The sequence below is a fragment of the Candidatus Poriferisocius sp. genome (assembly GCF_965214065.1).
In the GTDB taxonomy this organism is placed as follows: Bacteria; Actinomycetota; Acidimicrobiia; order Acidimicrobiales; family Bin134; genus Poriferisocius.
Window position 1 is genome coordinate 163,356 of record NZ_CBDCAT010000027.1, and the last position, 17,356, is coordinate 180,711.

21 protein-coding genes and 2 pseudogenes are annotated in these 17,356 nt (G+C 64.6%); 10 read left to right on the forward strand and 13 right to left on the reverse strand.

The window, feature by feature from the left end:
* Window positions 1–31: 31 nt before the first annotated feature.
* Both ACOOGG_RS07050 and ACOOGG_RS07055 read right to left on the reverse strand, forming a co-directional pair.
* Window positions 32–490, reverse strand: a complete 459-nt coding sequence (locus tag ACOOGG_RS07050; RefSeq protein ID WP_420433691.1) for a MaoC family dehydratase — start codon at window positions 488–490, stop codon at window positions 32–34.
* Between the two features lie 10 nt (window positions 491–500).
* Window positions 501–1,274: an enoyl-CoA hydratase gene (locus tag ACOOGG_RS07055; protein WP_420433693.1), complete on the reverse strand. Its 774-nt coding sequence runs from the start codon at window positions 1,272–1,274 to the stop codon at window positions 501–503.
* 41 nt (window positions 1,275–1,315) lie between these two features.
* Here ACOOGG_RS07055 and ACOOGG_RS07060 point away from each other — a divergent pair, with 41 nt between their 5' ends.
* Window positions 1,316–2,218, forward strand: a complete 903-nt coding sequence (locus ACOOGG_RS07060; RefSeq protein WP_420433695.1) for a cation diffusion facilitator family transporter — start codon at window positions 1,316–1,318, stop codon at window positions 2,216–2,218.
* 164 nt (window positions 2,219–2,382) lie between these two features.
* On the opposite strand, the gene ACOOGG_RS07065 is transcribed toward ACOOGG_RS07060, so the two are convergent.
* Window positions 2,383–2,805, reverse strand: coding sequence for a Zn-ribbon domain-containing OB-fold protein (locus ACOOGG_RS07065; RefSeq protein WP_420433697.1), 423 nt, complete (start codon window positions 2,803–2,805; stop codon window positions 2,383–2,385).
* Window positions 2,802–3,968, reverse strand: a complete 1,167-nt coding sequence (locus ACOOGG_RS07070) for a thiolase family protein (protein ID WP_420433699.1) — start codon at window positions 3,966–3,968, stop codon at window positions 2,802–2,804. Before ACOOGG_RS07070 ends, ACOOGG_RS07065 begins: the two co-directional genes overlap by 4 nt.
* A 189-nt stretch (window positions 3,969–4,157) precedes the next feature.
* Between ACOOGG_RS07070 and ACOOGG_RS07075 the strand changes: the two genes are divergently transcribed.
* Window positions 4,158–4,307, forward strand: a complete 150-nt coding sequence (locus ACOOGG_RS07075; protein ID WP_420433701.1) for a hypothetical protein — start codon at window positions 4,158–4,160, stop codon at window positions 4,305–4,307.
* A 215-nt stretch (window positions 4,308–4,522) separates the two neighbouring features.
* On the opposite strand, the gene ACOOGG_RS07080 is transcribed toward ACOOGG_RS07075, so the two are convergent.
* The 5 genes from ACOOGG_RS07080 to ACOOGG_RS07100 all read right to left on the reverse strand — a co-directional run bounded on the left by ACOOGG_RS07080 (window position 4,523) and on the right by ACOOGG_RS07100 (window position 6,888).
* Window positions 4,523–4,903, reverse strand: coding sequence for a hypothetical protein (locus ACOOGG_RS07080; RefSeq protein ID WP_420433703.1), 381 nt, complete (start codon window positions 4,901–4,903; stop codon window positions 4,523–4,525).
* 415 nt (window positions 4,904–5,318) lie between these two features.
* On the reverse strand, window positions 5,319–5,810 hold the full coding sequence (locus ACOOGG_RS07085) for a hypothetical protein (protein ID WP_420433705.1): 492 nt from the start codon (window positions 5,808–5,810) through the stop codon (window positions 5,319–5,321).
* A gap of 52 nt (window positions 5,811–5,862) precedes the next feature.
* Entirely contained in the window at window positions 5,863–6,054 is a 192-nt protein-coding gene (locus tag ACOOGG_RS07090; RefSeq protein ID WP_420433707.1) for a hypothetical protein, read from the reverse strand.
* Window positions 6,055–6,143: 89 nt separating this feature from the next.
* Entirely contained in the window at window positions 6,144–6,326 is a 183-nt protein-coding gene (locus tag ACOOGG_RS07095) for a hypothetical protein (RefSeq protein WP_420433709.1), read from the reverse strand.
* A 406-nt stretch (window positions 6,327–6,732) separates the two neighbouring features.
* On the reverse strand, window positions 6,733–6,888 hold the full coding sequence (locus ACOOGG_RS07100; RefSeq protein ID WP_420433711.1) for a hypothetical protein: 156 nt from the start codon (window positions 6,886–6,888) through the stop codon (window positions 6,733–6,735).
* An 888-nt stretch (window positions 6,889–7,776) separates the two neighbouring features.
* On the opposite strand from ACOOGG_RS07100, the gene ACOOGG_RS07105 reads away from it, so the two are divergent.
* On the forward strand, window positions 7,777–8,904 hold the full coding sequence (locus ACOOGG_RS07105; RefSeq protein ID WP_420433713.1) for a tyrosine-type recombinase/integrase: 1,128 nt from the start codon (window positions 7,777–7,779) through the stop codon (window positions 8,902–8,904).
* Between the two features lie 236 nt (window positions 8,905–9,140).
* On the opposite strand, the pseudogene ACOOGG_RS07110 reads toward ACOOGG_RS07105, so the two are convergent.
* Both ACOOGG_RS07110 and ACOOGG_RS07115 read right to left on the reverse strand, forming a co-directional pair.
* Window positions 9,141–9,302, reverse strand: a pseudogene (locus tag ACOOGG_RS07110) (hypothetical protein); the annotation flags it as partial.
* Window positions 9,253–9,381: pseudogene (locus ACOOGG_RS07115) on the reverse strand (transposase); the annotation flags it as partial. The pseudogenes ACOOGG_RS07110 and ACOOGG_RS07115, both read right to left, overlap by 50 nt.
* On the opposite strand from ACOOGG_RS07115, the gene ACOOGG_RS07120 reads away from it, so the two are divergent.
* The 6 genes from ACOOGG_RS07120 (at window position 9,346) to ACOOGG_RS07145 (ending at window position 14,902) form a co-directional block, all read left to right on the forward strand.
* A complete protein-coding gene (locus ACOOGG_RS07120) occupies window positions 9,346–9,603 on the forward strand; it encodes a hypothetical protein (RefSeq protein WP_420435199.1) in 258 nt (85 codons plus the stop codon). The pseudogene ACOOGG_RS07115 and the gene ACOOGG_RS07120 sit on opposite strands and share 36 nt — an antisense overlap.
* A 636-nt stretch (window positions 9,604–10,239) precedes the next feature.
* A complete protein-coding gene (locus ACOOGG_RS07125) occupies window positions 10,240–11,457 on the forward strand; it encodes a CaiB/BaiF CoA transferase family protein (protein ID WP_420433715.1) in 1,218 nt (405 codons plus the stop codon).
* Window positions 11,458–11,675: 218 nt separating this feature from the next.
* Complete coding sequence (locus ACOOGG_RS07130; RefSeq protein WP_420433717.1) at window positions 11,676–12,665, forward strand: MDR family oxidoreductase; 990 nt, start codon at window positions 11,676–11,678, stop codon at window positions 12,663–12,665.
* 107 nt (window positions 12,666–12,772) lie between these two features.
* Window positions 12,773–12,967: a hypothetical protein gene (locus tag ACOOGG_RS07135; protein ID WP_420433719.1), complete on the forward strand. Its 195-nt coding sequence runs from the start codon at window positions 12,773–12,775 to the stop codon at window positions 12,965–12,967.
* Window positions 12,964–13,371 carry a PIN domain nuclease gene (locus ACOOGG_RS07140; protein ID WP_420435182.1) on the forward strand — a complete coding sequence of 136 codons (408 nt, stop codon included), beginning with the start codon at window positions 12,964–12,966 and terminating at the stop codon, window positions 13,369–13,371. The genes ACOOGG_RS07135 and ACOOGG_RS07140 overlap by 4 nt, the downstream gene beginning before the upstream one ends.
* Window positions 13,372–13,612: 241 nt before the next feature.
* Window positions 13,613–14,902, forward strand: coding sequence for an amidohydrolase family protein (locus ACOOGG_RS07145; RefSeq protein ID WP_420433721.1), 1,290 nt, complete (start codon window positions 13,613–13,615; stop codon window positions 14,900–14,902).
* Here the strand turns inward: ACOOGG_RS07145 and ACOOGG_RS07150 are convergent.
* Both ACOOGG_RS07150 and ACOOGG_RS07155 read right to left on the reverse strand, forming a co-directional pair.
* Window positions 14,899–15,852 (reverse strand): TIGR03564 family F420-dependent LLM class oxidoreductase, encoded by a 954-nt coding sequence (locus ACOOGG_RS07150; RefSeq protein ID WP_420433723.1) that lies wholly within the window; start codon window positions 15,850–15,852, stop codon window positions 14,899–14,901. The two genes, ACOOGG_RS07145 and ACOOGG_RS07150, sit on opposite strands and share 4 nt — an antisense overlap.
* 22 nt (window positions 15,853–15,874) lie before the next feature.
* Complete coding sequence (locus ACOOGG_RS07155) at window positions 15,875–16,273, reverse strand: PIN domain-containing protein (protein ID WP_420433725.1); 399 nt, start codon at window positions 16,271–16,273, stop codon at window positions 15,875–15,877.
* Between the two features lie 381 nt (window positions 16,274–16,654).
* Here ACOOGG_RS07155 and ACOOGG_RS07160 point away from each other — a divergent pair, with 381 nt between their 5' ends.
* A complete protein-coding gene (locus tag ACOOGG_RS07160) occupies window positions 16,655–17,299 on the forward strand; it encodes a carboxymuconolactone decarboxylase family protein (protein ID WP_420433727.1) in 645 nt (214 codons plus the stop codon).
* Window positions 17,300–17,356: the final 57 nt, after the last annotated feature.

Sequence of the window (17,356 nt, forward strand, 5' to 3'; positions counted from 1 at the left end):
CTAACTCTACTGGGCTGCGCCGTATCAGGGCTCAGCGCAGGTAGCGGGTGAGGCTTTCCACGACGCAGGCGGGTTTGGGGCTGTCCTCGACTTCGACGGTGATGGTGATGACGGCTTGCACGCCGCCGGTGATCTCGTCCACTGAGGTGAGTTCGGCGCCCACCCTGACCTTTGACCCCACCGGGACCGGGGCGGGGAACCGCACCTTGTTGACTCCGTAGTTGATGCCCATCGAAAGCTGCTCCACGGTGATGAGGCTGGGCAGGAACATGTTGGTCAGCGACAGGGTGAGATAGCCGTGCGCGATGGTGGTGCCGTAGGGGCTCTCGGCTGCGGCTCGCTCAGGATCGATGTGGATCCACTGGTGGTCGCCGGTGGCGTCGGCGAACTGGTTCACCCGCTCTTGGGTGATCTCCATCCAGTCGCTATAGCCCAAGTGCTGGCCGACGGCGGCAGGCAGGTCGTCAACAGTGGCAAAAACGGTTCCCATGGGCGGGAAACTACTGCCCTTGGCGGCCCGACCACGAGGGGGAGCGCTTGGCCAAGAAGGCATCGATGCCCTCTTGGGCGTCGGCGGTTGCCGAGTTGGCCGCCATGACCTGTTTGGTCAGTTCGTAAGCCTCGGGCTCTCCGCAGTCGAGTTGGCGGTAGAACGCCTGCTTGCCGATGGCGATGGTGTGGTCGCTGAACCGGGTGATCCGGCCGGCCAGCTCGTCGACCGCGGCCCGCAGCTCATCGGGAGGCACCACCCGGTTCACCAGGCCCCAATCAGCCGCGGTAGAAGCGTCGATGGGCTCGCCGGTGAGCAGCATCTCCATAGCCCGCTTGCGGCCCACTGCCCGGGAGATGGGAACCATCGGAGTGGAGCAGAACAGGCCGATGCGCACGCCGGGGGTGGCGAAGGTGGCCTCGGTGGATGCCACCGCCAAGTCGCAGGCCGCCACCAGCTGACAACCGGCGGCGGTGGCCACCCCAGCCACCTCGGCGATCACCGGCTGGGGCACGGCGTGGACGGCCTCCATCAACTCGGTGCACACTTCGAACAGGTCGTCGTAGAACTGGGCGTCCCGGTCGACCATCTCCGACAGGTCGTGGCCGGCGGAGAACGCCGGACCCTCGGCCGCCATCACGATCACTGCGACGTCGGTACGCTCCCCCAACTTGTGGAGCGCCTCGACGAGGGCCTCCATCAACTCTAAGCTCAGCGCGTTGCGCCGCTTCGGATTGTTGAGGGTTACGCGGGCTACCGGTCCATCGCTCTCAATGCTGAACACAACACGAGAATACCCGCCCTAGGTGTGCTACCCATTGGGGCATGGCCGCAGGAGGCAGCACCAAGGCAGTATTGGCCGCTCTATTCGCCAACTTGGCCATCGCCATCGCCAAGTTCGTGGGCTTCGCCGTGACCCGCTCGGCCTCCATGCTGGCCGAGAGCGTCCACTCCTGCGCCGACACCGGCAACCAGGCCCTGTTGCTTTTGGGCGGCCGGCTGTCCAAGCGGGATCCCACCCCCCGACATCCGTTCGGCTACGGCCGGGAGCGCTACTTCTGGTCGTTTGTGGTCTCCATCATCCTGTTCACCCTGGGCGCACTGTTCGCCATCAACGAAGGGATCGAGAAGGTGCGCCATCCCCACGAACTGGAATCGCTCTGGGTGGCCATCGGGATCCTGATCTTCGGCATCGTGGTGGAGTCTTTGTCGTTCCGCACCGCCATCGTGGAGTCCAACAAGGTGCGGGGCAAGCTCTCGTGGGGCACGTTCATCCGTCGCTCCCGCACCCCCGAGCTGCCGGTGGTGCTGCTCGAAGACCTGGGCGCCATGTTCGGCTTGGTGTTCGCCCTCATTGCCGTGGTGCTGGCCGAGGTCACCGGCGAGCCCCGCTGGGACGGCGTGGGCACCCTGGTGATCGGCGTGCTCTTGGGGATCATCGCCATCGTGCTGGCCATCGAGATGAAGAGCCTGCTGATTGGCGAGAGCGCCACCGCTGAAGACCGGGAGCGACTGCGGTCGGCGCTGGAGAATTCGCCCGAGATCGACCGGCTGGTGGACCTACGCACCCAGCACCTCGGCCCCGAGGAACTGCTGGTGGCCGCCGAAGTGGACTTCGCCGACCACTTATCCGGCGACCAGATGCCCGCGGCCATAGCCGCGGTGGAGGCTCGCCTGCGCGACACCGTCCCCGCTGCCACCCACGTCTACTTGGAGCCCTCCAGCTAGCCAGTGGTGTGTCGTGGGTTTATTCGCTCGTGTCCTGCTAGGCATCGACGCCCCTCGCGGCGTTGCTCCTCCTCGCCGTACGCTCTGAGTATGGCTGCGTCGGTGCGCCTTGCGAGGAACGCCGCTGCCGTCGCAATCCACGGCGCTAAACCCACGACACACCACTAGCCAGCCGGCTCGAAGTAGGGCAGGGTGATTTCTTCGCTCATCTCCACGAAGACGGTCTTGACCCGCATTCCGACGTGAACGGCGTCGACTGGGCAGTTGATGAGGTTGGCCAGCAGCCAGAAGCCTTCGTCCAGTGTCACGATCACCGCCACGTAGGGAACGGTGAATGCCGGGGTCTGGGGGCGCCACACGGTGGTCCAGGAGTACACCTCGCCCTGCCCGGTGCTGACCTCCCAGTCGAGGTTGGGCGAGAAGCAGGCCGAGCAGGCCGGTGCCGGGTCCATGGTGATGGCGCCGCAGTCCCGGCACCGCTGGTAGCGGAGCTCGCCGATCTGGCAGCCATCCCAGTAGGGCTGGGAGAACAGGGTGGGCACCGGCAGGGGGATGCCAGGCGACTGGGGTTGCAGGATTTCGCTCATGGGGTCTCCGCTCCCAGCAGCATCACATCGGTGAACAGCGCACCGGCACCGCCGTTGGAGCACATGGCCACTTGGGCGTCGGGCACTTGGGCCGTGGCGCAAGTACCCCGAAGCTGCTCCACCCCCCGTATGACCCGCTGGAGCTGCTGCACCGCGGCTCCACCGTGGCTGAACGACATGGTGCCCCCGTCGGTGGTCACCGGACACCGGCCGCCGGGGCCGATGCAGCCGTCCATTATAAAATCGCCACCCTCGCCCTCCTCGCAGAACCCGTAGGCCTCGAACTGGCGGATGATCTCGAACGAGAACGGGTCGTAGAACTCGCACACGTCCACATCGGTGGGGCCGAGCTCGCCCATGGCGAACGACTTCTGGGCCGCCCACCGGCCGGTGTAACCGTTGTTGCGGCCGCTGGGACCGGCCAGATCCCACGCCGGGGGATGCTGGTAGGAGGGCCCGAAGCTATCGCACGCCCCTCCCAGGATGTACACCGGCTTGGTGGGCAGATCCTGGGCCCGCTCCCGGGTGGTGAGGATCAGCGCACACGCCCCCTCTGAGGTCATGGCGCAGTCGAGCAGGTGGAACGGGTCGGCCACCATGCGCGACGCCAAGATGTCGTCTGGGGTGAACGGCCCTCGCCCGTGGTACACCGCCTCGGGGTGGGCGTGGCCGTTGTTGCGGATGGTGGCGGCCACCGTGGCCAACTGCTCAGGGGTGGTGCCGTGCATGTGCATGTGGCGCTGGGCGATCAGGGCGAACTCAGCCGCCGTGAACATGCCGTAGGCCACCACAAACTCGTGGGCTGGCCGGGTCCACGGCGCGGTGGAGGCCCGCTCGGTGTAGACGCCGGCCGATCCGTGGGCCACCAACACGGTGTGGCACTGGCCGGTGGCGATGGCGGAGGCGGCATCCAGAATGATGGGGATGGACGGGGCCATGTGGTTCCGCCAGGCTGGACCATTGCGCATGTAGTAGGTGAGCGGGCCGCTAAATGGGCCGGCGGCGATGCCGTCTATGTCTGATGGGGTCAAGCCGGTGTCGGCTAGGACGCGGTGGACGGCTTGGAAGGTGATCGTCGTGGAGTCATGGCCTTCGAGGACACGGGCCTGTTCGGAGTTGGCGATGCCGACGATGGCGACGTCGTGAAATGGGTGTTTGGCCACGAGCTAAATGTCTAGTCGCCCCTGCACGCCCCCGGCGACACGACCGCCACCATGCCTCCAGTTTCCCGAGAAAAAGCCCTCGGATTTCCCGAGATAAATGCCTCTAGTTATCCAGAAACTCGTCTGAAGTGGTACTTTATTGCTATTCGGGAGCTGATCCGCCGAATTGAGGATGTCGTCGTCCAGCAGATGGACGAGATACCCGTGATGGCCCTTCAGGGGCCTCGGTCGGTGGGAAAATCCACCCTCCTGCGCTCGCTGGCATCAGCCGCGGGCCATAAGGTGATCGACCTCGACGACCCGGACACCAGCTTCTGCCGAACAGTCCGCGGAGAATAGGGGCCAACAGGCTGGATTCACCTAGTGGATGCAACACCTTGTGGCTGTATCACCGCGGTAGGGCGGGAGGCCACGGAGCCTTCCGCTCACGAAAGACACCGACCATCAACAACCTCCGTGAGTAAGCACCCGAACCACGCGCAGACTTCCACGCTCCTAGTCGTGGGATAGGTCTCGGTGGAGGGAGGGATGCGGAGTTTGGGGAAGACGGTGACCTAGTCGTAGACGTCCTCGGTTCTTGTCTCTCCGGTCGGCTCTTCTCTGTATTCGCCGGTTTCGCGGTCTTGCCATTCGCCCTCGTGGGCATAGGCGGTGGCCCCCGGCACTAAGGCGGCGACCAAGGCCCAGACGACAATAGCGGCCAGGGTTGCCCGGCTTGTGCGCTGGAAGCGGCGGACGAAGCGCTCTTCGCTCAAGAGGGACCTGTCTCGCGGCTTACTCCACCGGTCGAAGAAGAAGCCGAAGCCGATGAACGCGGGAACCGCGATAGAAACGAAGCCCCACAGAATGTCGTTGTCGATCGGCTGGGAGAACTGGAGCAGCAGACATGTCGCGGCGATGATGGCCGCTGTGGCCAGCGAAGCGAGGAATCCCATTTGGCTCTCCTTGTTGGAGCTTGTGGTCGCAAGGGAAACCGCATGTTTGGTGGCCCCAGGTCAAGGATTTCGACTGCAACTCCAGACCGTAGCTGATTCCTCGCATGGAGGCAGAAGACCAGCTACGGCATCACTCGCCCTTGGGGAGCTGACCGCCACCAGTTCCGCTGGAGGCCTCGGGCTTCGAGGCCCTGGGCCCCTAGAGCGCCCCTGGGGCATCTGAGGCCACCGCGCCGGAACTCATTGCCCTGAGCGCTCACGGCAGCAGCTGAGGCGCTGAGGCCACCATGCCGGACGCTGGCCGCGTCGGGCGCTGAGCGGCAACCGCGCCGACATCTGGGGCGTTCCACGTATGAACAGACCCCCTCCCCAGCAGAAGTTATGCCGGGGAGGGGCCCATCTCTGCCTTAGGCGATCACCACGACTTGTAGTACCAGGCGGTAGCCCCGCCTGGTGCCATCTGCCCATAGGTCCAGGTACCGGCGCAATAGTTGCCAGGCTTGTGAGGTCTTGGATCAGGGGTCGGCGTCAGATCAGGGGTCTGCGTCGGATCGGGCGTCGGACCCGGCGTTGGGTCGGAGCGAGGTATGGAGCAATAGCCAATGTGGGCAACCATGATGGTGAGACCGACATATCCGGCGGCTCTGGCCACCTGGGTGGCGGTGCGGCCCGCTTCCAGGGCTGCTTGATGTGCCGCTGAGGCGGTCCAATAGGAGCCGTAAGCTCCACCGACTTGGCCATAGGGCGTGCAAACGTAAGTGAAGATCACCCTGTCTAAAGCTTGGTAGCTGCGCGACTTCTCCAGTTCTGCTTCGCCCAGGTATTCCATGATGCCGTTGATGTAGTCGCGTATGCCGCTGCCGATTCGGCTCCAGGGAATCCGAAGGCTGGAACAGGTAGGGCGCATCGGGGCCCAGCGGAGTCGTCGTTCGCAAGAGGGAGCGATAAGCGGTGGCGGGCTAGCCGCACTTGTTCCGGGTTTCCGCCTCGGCGGCGATCATGTCGGCGCGCACGCTGAGGAGCATCTCTGCCGAATGGTCGTGGTCGGCGAGCGCGGAGCTTGATCCGGGGTTGTGCAAGTAGGCTTCGTCGGCGAGGAGGTGCCGCTCGAACTCCTCCTGCCACCGCTGCTCGGCGTGGGCTTGGCCCATAGCTGACTGCTCTCAGTCTCCGGCGCTGCCGGATGCGCAGCACGCTACGACCAGGAGTCCGGCCAGCGCCAAGGCGACGCCTAGCCGGGTCACCGCCCGCGCCGGTCGCAGCGCCTCGGGATTTCAGCGCCGACGAGCGTCGCCGCGACGAGCACCGCCAGGCTGACGGCCAGCTTCGCATTACCCGACAGGTCGAACACCGCGGTGGCGACCAGGATGGCGATGCCTTCTGCGGCTGTCACCCCCAGAATGAAAACGAGCATGGCGACCATCGACGTGCACAGCCGCCCCGATAACGGTACCGTCGGGCTCCAGAGCGACCTGCCCAGCGGCAAAAGCCATCCGACCGGAGTCGCACACGATCCCCTGGGAGAACGGCTGAGGATGCTCAAAGCCCGCATCAGACGGGTCCCACACCCCTGCCGGTCGCAAAACGTGCTTATCGACCATAGGTTTCAAGCCTCCACGCAGAAAGCGCTGACAATCCCCTGCCGGGCAAACCCTACGGTCCGATTTCGTCCCAATGGGCGAATTCTCAGGCATTTGGCAAATCACCTCAAGATGGCGGCGAACTCCTCGACTAATCGGTTTCCGCCCCGCTTTTCTCGCTGTACTCGAGAAGGCACCGAGCCGATTGACTCGATGCTTTCTCAATTGCCAGATGTTGTCAGGCAGGAGCTAGCCCAGCAGCCACAGCGTCAAAACGACTGCGAAGGATGCAACAGCGACCACCTGAATGGCGATCTTCTCGGTCCTTGTCAGCGGAGTGTCCAAGTCGTAACGGAACGTCAGGAACCTGCCGATGTCCTTGGCGACAGCTCTAATTGTGCCCATGTGGCTATATCTATCCCCTGACTCGCTGCCAGACCCATCGCCCTGTGCACACGAGAGCGACGGTAGCACCAGCATACCCAACGTTGGCAGCTACCCTGGCAGCCCCAGCAGCGCTCTTGGCCAACCCCGCTCCAGCAAGCCCGCCGCCCGTCACGGGGTGGCATGTCACCACCCAGACCTTGACCCACACCCAGGTGACGATTTGGTTGGTGAGTTCCGCTGCATCACTTGCAGGGTGCCCCTCACACATCCAGCTGGGGAGGAAGCACTGAGCCGAAGCCTGTTCGTCTGTGCCGCCGATCAGCGGCACATCGTCAGATATCGGAGTCACTGTGAGCGCCGTGGCGAGAACAGCGGTCACAAGTGCCAGGGATAGGGCTCTCCTCGCAGAGCCCAGGGTAAGCAGTCGAGGCATTTGATTCCTCCATTTTGAAGGTGGCGGTTAATTGCCCTTAAGCACTGCTTTGGAGCCACGGCCTCAAGGGATAGGCGGTGGCGGGCGAGACTCGGAAACCGCTGCGGTACAGGGGGATCGCTCAGTTTGGGTCTGGCGGGCTCAAACCGGGTTCTCGGCTTTGGGCGGGGCTGCTATGGCGGTGTGGCCAGTATCGCTCAGCGCCAATTCGGGCCGGTTCCCGCCTCGGAGGCTGTCCATCCCGAAGGTTTCAGCTAGCGGAGGGGCCGGACATAAACCCAGGCCCGCGAGCTGTCGGCATTACCTGGCCGGACCTCCGGGCTGGCAAGGTTTCCAGGTTGGTTGACAAGCGCCCCGGTTCCCAGCTAAAGGTTAAGGGCAATTAACCGTTGCATAGGTGTATGAGCGGTTTGTAGCTAGGGCATGGGCATGCGATGATGCCAGCGCTCCGCCGGGCTGCTATTGCAGCGGCCATGAACCCCACAACAGGAAGTTTCACCAACACTGCGCGGGGCGACGTCGTCGCGTGCGTATGCGGGGCCGACAGCCCCAACGGCGCGCCGATTCCTGATGCCTCGCCCGGCCCCGGGTTGAGCGCTGAGGACATGGACCGGTTGGTCGCCGATGCCAAAGCAGCCAGTCTTGCCCCCAGCACCCGCAAGACCTACCGGTGCGGGTGGAGGAACTGGTCGTCGTGGGCGTCCGACCACGGTGTGCCGGTGCTTCCCGCCCGCCCCCAAGACCTCCAGAGGTGGCTGGTCTGGCTGGCCGACCAGGGCAAAAAGCCCAACACCTTGGACGTCTACCTCGCCGCAGTCGCCCACAAACACGACGAACTACTCGATCCCAACCCCGCCCGCGACCCCCGGGTGCGCCGTGTGCGGTCGGGGCTGAGACGCCAGGCCGCCGAAGAGGGCTATATCCCCAAACAGGCCGCCCCCCTGCGCCGGCACCACCTCGATCTGATCGCCGACGCCGCCTTCGAGCCGCGGCGCAACCAGCCCGGCGCGCGGCTGGAAACCCCTGAACAAGCCGCACAGCGCGCGGTGATCGACATCGCCCTAGTCGCCGTCGCCCACGACCCCCTGCTGCGCAGTTCCGAGCTCCTCGCACTCAGGTGGTCCGACATCAACATGGCGGAAGACGGGAGATGCGGCTTGGTGCGGATCCGCCGCTCAAAGACCGACCAGACCGCCAATGGCGCGTTCGCGCCCATCTCCGAGTCCGCCTACCAGGCACTCCAGCGCATCAACCCCCCAGACGCCGATCCCGAAGACCGCATTTTCAACTTCTCAGCCACCACCCTCAACCGCCGTATCAAAGCAGCCGCCCAAGCCGCCAGCATCGACCCCGCCAACATCTCCTCCCACTCCCCGCGCGTAGGCATGGCCCAAGACCTCGTCGCCAACAACGTCGACATGGCCGCCATCATGCTCGCAGGCCGATGGACCACCCCCGCAATGATCGCCCACTACACCAAACACCTCGCCGCCAACGACAACCCAGCCGCCAAACACCTCCAAACCCAACACCCCCCCACCGCCAAAAGACCACGCCGACAGCCCCTGTCGCAGACCAAGGCCAACCCACTAGCCGCATAGGCCGCGCAGACCTCCAGGGTCTGTCAGACGCTCCCTTGTCAAGCGGCGAGCGCGAGTGGCTGGTTTCGGGTTTGTTCGTCGCGCCACATTCGGCGGATGACTCAGTTGGCGAGGTGGCGTTTGTGGCCTCGGCAGGCTTCGCGTCGGGTTTTGCCTTCGCCTGTTTTGCGGGTGAGGTAGGCAATCGCTTCGGGCTGGCTGCGCTGCTGGGTGACCGACGCGATGTGCAGCACTGAGTTGATGCGCCGGTTGCCTTTGAAGTCGAGCCGGTGCTTTACGGGATCCCCGTTGCCTTCGCCCGAGGACAGGGCGACGGCGCCGGTGCCGCACCAGCGGGCGAATTCGGGGCTCGCGGTCGAATCGGGTGGGGTCGCCGACCTCGCACAGCAGCGTGGCAGCTGAGATCGGGCCGATGCCTGGCTCGTCGCGCAAGGTGGTGCCGTGACGGTCGAGCAGCTCGTCGATCAGCCGTTCCAATCGGCGGATCTCGCTACGGGCGGCACGGTGTTGGCCGGAGAAGTTCTGGAGCCATTGGTGCCGGTGCCGGCCCGCTGGGGTCGTGCATGTTTCGGGGTCGATGTGTTCGAGGCGGCGCAGCCGGGCTTCGATCTTGCCGCCGGTGTCGAGCTGGTCGCGCACCTCGGTGGGCAGCTTGGCGATCTGGTCCCCGACGTGGTGAAGCATCAAAGTGCGAGCTGAACCTCTCCGGGTTTTGCGCAGGCTGTGGTGGTCCCTGGGTTTGGTGTAGGCGTGATGTTGGATTCACGCTGCCGGTGAGGTTCAGTGCGGGTTGTTGACTTAAGTTGTAGTGCCGGTATCTAATGGGCGGCGAAAGCCAAATGCAGATGACATTGGATGTGTTCGGCTAGCTGGCCCATTTGACGCCTTGGGGCAGATTGGTGGTCCAGTCCCAACAGGTGATGGCACGGTCAGTCCCGATGGCGCAAGTGTGCGTGCTTCCAGTCGAAACGGCTGTACTGCGGCCGGTGGGCACGGCACGCGGGGGCAGAATCGAGGTTGGGGCTGGAACAGGAGCCGCGGGAGCACCACTGGCATTTGCCTCAGCTGCCGATGCAGACGGGACAACGTCAGCAGACCGCGGATCAGGATCCGCCTTAGCAGCAGAATCGGCGATGGCTGCGCTGGGTGTCGGCGCTCCGGGATCGTCTCTCGCGGCGCAAGCCGTGATGACAAGCGCAGCCAGCAGACCAAAGCATCTAGGACTAAGGGTAAGGATCAGTTCCCCGTCCACCCGTCTTGGGTGTTTGACCATGGGCAAAATGACTGGTCGCCGACTTGGTGGGTTGCGACTTGAGGAGTGATAAGCAAAAGAACATGAAGCCGTTATCGGGGGTTCGGGTTGTTGACTTGACTCGGGTGGTTTCGGGGCCGGTTTGTACTTGGTTGTTGGCTTCGCTGGGGGCGGAGGTAATTCGGGTTGATCCACCGGGTGGGGATGTGACTTGGCGGATTCCGCCTTGGGTGGGGGCTGATGGTGAGCAGTCGGAGGCTATGGGGCCTGATGACATCGGGATCAGCTATCTGCGCAAGGGGCGGGGGAAGCGGAGCGTGGTTCTGGATTTGGGGCGTTCCGAAGGAGCGGACGCTTTTCGGCGGCTGGTGGCCAATGTTGACGTTTTGGTGGACAACTTCCGGCCTGGGGTCATGGACTCGCTGGGGGTGGGCTATGAGATACTTTCGGAACTGAACCCCCGGCTGATTCATGCCTCCATTACCGGCTATGGGCCAGATGGTCCCGACGCCGATCTGGCTTCTATGGACCTCATCATTCAGGGGCGGTCGGGGCTGATGGCCAAGTCTGGGTTCCCCGACGGTCCGCCCATCAAGGCCGGGGCCACCGTTGGCGACCAGTTTCCCGCCGCGTTGTGCGCCCTCGGCGTAGTAGCGGCATTGCGCCAACGGGACATCGACGGGCAAGGCCAGCACATCGACGTGGCCATGCTCGACAGCCTGGTCACCATGCTGTGGGACGAGCCTCTGGACCTCTACCGAGAGCGGGGCATGCCCGACCGGATCGGCAACGGCGACCCCCGGGGCATCTTGGACACCTTTGAATGCCAAGACGGCTGGGTGACCCTGGTGGTGACCTCCGACTCCCAATTCGAGCGTCTCACTGAGGAGATGAACCGCCCCGACCTATGGGATCTAGGACCCACTATTCCGGTTCGAGCAGCCAATCGGGCCGAGATATGCGAAGGGGTCTCAGAGTGGATGGCGGCCCGCACCACCGAGGCGGCGCTGGCCCGTCTTCACGCCATCCGGGTACCCGCCGGAGCAGTGGCCTCGGCCTACGCATCGGCCGACGACCCCCAGATCCAGCACCGCCAGGCCCTAGTCCCCCTCCACCATCCCCACTCCTCCGAACCCAGCGATCGGCTCGGACCGGCCTTCCCCATCAAATTCTCCCGCTCTAACACCGACCAAACCCCAGCCGAAACCCTCGGCACCAGCACCTATTCAGTCCTAAAGAGCATTGCCGGCCTCACGGAAGAGGAAATCAACCGCCTTAAGTCCGCAGGAGCCCTCGGGTAGGCGGGCTTCGGGGGGCCGCAAAATGGGTCGTGGTGGGGGGTGGCCCGGCCCAGCCCGCCGCCCGCAGCTCTGCGAAGACGGCGGGCTGGGCCGGGACAGGACCCGCCACCAAGACCCCATCAAACAGAGCCCCCCGATGCCCGCCGGGTGGTGGTAACAACAAAGTCCGCCGTCCCGCCGGATGGAGCAACCAACGACACGTCTGAAAGGCTGGCGGGATGTTCAGAGCCCTACTCCTTAGCCAAGACGACGACGGCAACCGCTCCCACGCCATCACTGAGTTGGACGATGCCGAGCTGCCCGACCGGCCGGTGATCGTGGACGTGGACTACTCCACGCTCAACTACAAAGACGGCCTGGCCATCGTGAACGGCGTCCCCATCGTGCGCAACTGGCCGATGATCCCCGGCATCGATCTGGCCGGCATAGTGGCCAGCAGCGGCGACCCCGCGTGGTCGCCGGGCGACGGGGTAATCGTGAACGGCTGGGACCTGGGCGAGTCGTACTGGGGGGGAATGGCCGCCAGGGCGGCACTGGACGGCGGCTGGCTCACCCCCTTGCCCGACGCCTACACCACCCATCAGGCCATGGCCGTGGGCACCGCGGGCTACACCGCCATGCTGTGCGTACTGGCCTTAGAGGAGCACGATATCGCCCCCGATTCCGGCCCGGTGGTGGTGACCGGCGCCGCCGGCGGGGTGGGTAGCGTGGCCGTGGCTGTACTGGCCGAGCTTGGCTATGAGGTGGTGGCCTCCAGCGGCCGCATCGAGTCTGAAGGCGACTACCTGCGAGAGCTGGGCGCGGCCGAGCTGATCCACCGCGACGAGCTCTCCGGCCCAGCCCGACCCCTGGGCAAGGCCCGCTTCGCTGGAGGAGTCGACACCGTGGGCAGCCACACCCTGGCCAACATCATCTCCCAGACCCAGCCCCACGGATGCGTGGCTGCATGCGGACTGGCCCAGGGCATGGACCTTCCCAGCTCAGTGGCCCCGTTCATCCTGCGGGCCGTCACCCTGGCTGGCGTCAACTGCGTCTACGAGCCCGCCGAGCGCCGAGCCCAAGCATGGAACCGCCTGGCCCGCGACCTCGACACCGCCAAGCTCGACGCCATGACCACCACCATCGGCCTTGCCGACGTCCCCGCCGCCGCCACCGACATCCTCGCCGGCGCTATCCGCGGCCGGGTAGTCATCGACGTGAACCGCTAGCCCGCTGCGGTCCATTTCCGTCTACTCGCCCCAGACAAAAGCGCGAGGGCGCCTATAGCCAAAAGCAGTGGTATATACGTCAATCGACTTGTATATACTAATTTTTCGTGGGAAAACACCTGATAGACATTGATGAGAAGGCTCTTTCTGCGGCCCGTGCAGAATTGGGGACCGACACCATCAAGGCAACAGTCAATGCAGCACTAGAAGCCGCGGGCCTCCCCCGCGCTCCGCGAGTTACCGAAGCGCTCGACTTGCTCGCCGAAGCCGATCTTGAAGACCGTGAGCACGCGTGGCGGTGACCCACCTTCTTGATACAAGCGTTTTGACCCGACTGTCTCAGCCCTCGATTCGAGTGGTTGTAGAGCCGCTGGCTGTTGTTGGTCGCGCTGCTCGGGCTGGCATCACCGACCTGGAGATCGGATTCTCTGCCCGAAACGCCCAAGAGTGGGACAAACTCGCTAACAGCCTTTCGGAACTGGGACTTATCGAGACAACCGCCGTGCACATGCGTCGAGCACGCCAAACGCAGCGTCTACTGGCCGAACAAGGCCTAAGAGGGCGAAAAGTCCCCGACCTGCTCATCGCGGCCGCCGCCGAACTGGAACAGCTCACCTTGCTTCACTACGACTCCGACTTCGACTTCATCGCTACGGCAACCGGCCAAAAGTGCGAATGGATCGTCACGCGGGGGTCAGTGGATTAGTGGTGTGTCGCAGAAATAATCGCGCGTGTCCTGCTAGGCATCGACGCCCCTCGCGGCGTTGCCCCTCCTTGCCGTACGCTCCGGGTATGGCAGCGTCGGTGCGCCTTGCGAGGAACGCCGCTGCCGTCGCAATCCACGGCGCTATTTCTGCGACACACCACTAGCTGTGCTACGTGGGGATCACCTGTCCAAACCTAAGATGGCAAACATCAGCCGGATCGCTCCATAACGGGAGAAACCGATGGAACATCACATCGTCATCAGCGCAGACACCCATTGTGGGGCTGATCTGCGGGACTACAGGCCCTATTTGGAGTCGCGCTATCACGCCGAGTTCGACGAGTGGGCCGACTTTATGGACGGCCTCAACGAGCGGCGCAAGGAGATGTTCGCCGGCATGGAGCGGACCCCTATGGAGGTCGGGGTCGACGGCGATCCCGACGTGTGGGGCCACCGCAATTGGTCGTCGTCTGACCGCCTAGCCGAGCAGGAGGCCGACGGATTCATCGCCGAGGTGCTGTTCCCCAATACCCAACCCCCGTTCGCCCCTCCGGCGGCCACCGCCTTCGAGGCCCCGCCCTATAGCGACAACTTCGAGCACCGCTGGGCCGGACTGCGGGCTCACAACCGGTGGGTGGCCGACTTTGTGAGCCAGGCCCCCGGGCGCCGGGCCGGCATCGCCCAGGTGTTCTTGGGCGACGTGGAGGGCTCGGTCAAGGAGATCGAGTGGGCGGCCGAGAACGGCCTGACCGGTGGCGTGCTGATCCCCGGCGCTCCGCCCGACTCGCCATTTGAGCCGCTGTACTCCAAGAGCTACGAGCCCATCTGGGCAGCCACCGCGGCTGCCGGTCTGCCGCTGAACCACCACGCCGGGGGCGGATCGCCCAACTACGGCAACCACTTCCCCTCGTCGTTGGCCATGTTCATCCTGGAGGCCACCTGGTGGACCCAGCGGGCGCTGTGGCACCTCATGTTCTCGGGGGTGTTCGAGCGCTATCCCACCCTGAAGTACGTGACCACTGAGACCGGTACCGCCTGGGTGCCCGAGACTCTGGAGAAGCTGGAGAGCTTCTTCCACCGGATGAAGTACTCCAAGTACGGCTCCGAGACCGTGTTCGGCAGCCAGGCGGTGGCCGACATGTCGCTCACCCCCAGTGAATACTTCGCCCGCCAGTGCTATATCGGGGCATCGTTCCTGAGGCCCTCTGAGGCACTGACCACCCGCACGGTGGGGATCGACCGCGTCATGTGGGGCTCCGACTATCCCCACATCGAGGGGTCGCACCCCCACACCCGCCAGCACCTGAGGCTCACCTTCGCCAACCTCACCGAGGCAGAGACCACCAAGATCCTCACCACCAATGCTGCTGAGGTTTACGGGTTTGACTTGGAGGTGCTGGCCCCGCTGGCCGAGCAGTTCTGCCCCACCAAGGCCGAGGTGGCCACCCCCATTGACTACGCCGAGATCCCCGAGCGGGCCAAGGGCTGCCCGGGGATGAACCCCCTCAACCAGGTCCAGCCCGCGGCCTAGATCCCCGGGGTCAACGAGGCCAGGAACTCCCGGGTGCGCTCGCTGGAGGCGATGAGCTCGTCGCGGCCGTCGCCTACCGGCAGTACCCGCACCGACAAGTCGGTTACCCCGGCGTCGGCGAACGACCGCAGTCGGGCCAGCACCGCGGCCTCGTCACCCACAGCCATGATGTCGGACACCCCGTGGGCGTCGCCCCGGTCCAGCAGCCGCTGGTAGTTGGGGGACACCTCGGCCTCGGCCAGCAACCGCTCGGACCGAGCCTTGGCGTTGTCCACCTCGCCGGGAGCGCACAAGCACACCGGCACCCCGGCCACGATCCGAGGCGGGGGGCGACCGGCCTCAGCGGCCGCGGCGTTGATCCGGGGGGCGATGAACTCGCCGACGGCCCGCTCGTCGGCCAGCCACAGCGTTGTGCCGTCGGTGCGGGTGCCGGCCAGCCGCAGCATCACCGGCCCCAGCGCGGCCAACAGCACCGGGGTGGCGGGCTGGTCGGCGATGTCCAGCGGGTTGTCGATCTGGAAGTGCTCATTGTCAACCTGGACCGGACCGGGACCGGCCAAGGCCTGGTCCAGCACGTCCAGGTAAGAGCGGATCTGAGCCGCAGGCCGGTCATAGGACAGCCCCAGCATGTCCTCCACGATCCAGTGGTGCGACGGCCCCAACCCCAGGGCGAAACGGCCTTCGCAGGCCAACTGCACCGATAGCACCTGTTGGCACAGGGCGATTGGGTGGCGGGTTTGGGCCACCACCACCGCAGTGCCCACCTCCACCCTCGAGGTGGCCGTCCCGATCAATGTGGCTGCGGTCATGGCGTCGAACTCGTCGGGGATCTGGGGTATCCAAATCGAGGCAAAGCCGTCATCTTCGGCCTGTTGGGCCGTTTCGATCATGCGGGCCGTCTTGGTGGCATACCGGCGCCGCTCAGGCCCGACCATCAGTCCTAGCCGCATGAAGACCCCCTGCGACAGACCACTAGGTTCCCAGTTCGAAAAGGGGAATGCCCATCGAGCGGGCGACCGCAGTCATCCGCTGGTCGTAGCTAGCCAGCGCCACCCCCTGGCCTTGGTCGATCAGATACCCGCATGAGGCCAGATGCAGGGCATCCAGAGTCCGCAGCTGAACAGGTCCGGGAAAGGGGTCCAGTGCTCGAGCCAGCACCTTCGGGGACATCTCCAGGATCGCAATCCTTCCGATGAGCTCCCGGACAGCCTCACCGTGGGACTCGGTCAGCCCTCGCGCATGAAGCGGCGTCCACATCTCGTATTCCAACAGCCTGCTTGAGACCAGCGTCTCCTCCCACAGCGAATCCGGGGGCCGGCGATCCTCCGCCAGAAGTTGCGCAAGCGCGACGGATGTATCGAGGTAGATCACCGATCGCGTCGATTTCCATCCAATTCAGCCATGACCTCGTCGAATGAGGCAATTGGGCTGGGACGCGGTGGAGGCCCCGAAGCAGCTAGTGCTGGAGGTTTCAATACCCCGGACCGCACGGCGTCGGCCAGAAATGCGTCAGCAAGGATCGGGCTACGGGTCTCCCTCAGCGGGCCCAATTCCGCCACAACCCGGTCGCGATCGGTAACCAGGATTGTCTCTCCCGACGCGGCGAGACGGACATACTCGCTCAATCGGCTATTTAGTATTTTTATCCCAACCGACCTCATGGACATAAAGTAGCTACAAGTAGCGCCTTTATCAACAATCAGCACCGGCTAGGTTCGATTACCATCCGGGCAGAAATGCAAGGAGGATTGGGTGAGCAGCTCGGCCGACAACACCGACAACCTTGGCAGGAGGCCGCGGATAGCCCCGCTGGAGTTGCCGGAGTGGACGACCGAGTCATTTGCCGCCATGGAGCCCATGCGCCCCCCAGCGGGATCGGCCTACGACAAGCGCAAAACCGACCGCAAACAGCAGGTGAGGCGGCCCAACAACGCCTTGTCGGTGCTGGCCCACTATCCCGAGTTGGCCGAGGCGTTCTTGTCGTTCAACCGCCACCTCCTCTACTTCAACACCCTGCCTGGACGGGCTATCGAGCTGGTGGTGCTGCGGGTGGCGTGGCTGCGCCGCAGCGAATACGAATGGGTCCAGCATTCGGCCGCCGCCATCGAAGTGGGTCTGACCGCCGAGGAGGTCGATCGTACCGCCGCCGGATCCATTGAAGGATGGGCTGCTGAGGATGCACTGGTGCTTCGGGCGGTGGACGAGCTTCACCACAACCACCGATGGTCGGATGCCATCTGGAATGAGCTGGCCGAGGCCTACGACACTCGGCAGATCATGGACCTGCTGTTCACCGTGGGGGCCTACGACACTTTGGCAGTGGCCTTCAATTGCTTCGACCTGCCCCTCGACCCCGAACTCGAGGGCAAGGGCTTCCCCGCCGACCCCGAGCGTTAGTGGTGTGTCGTCGATATTCCCGCCACTGGAATATCCCCAGGGCATCAGCGTTCACAG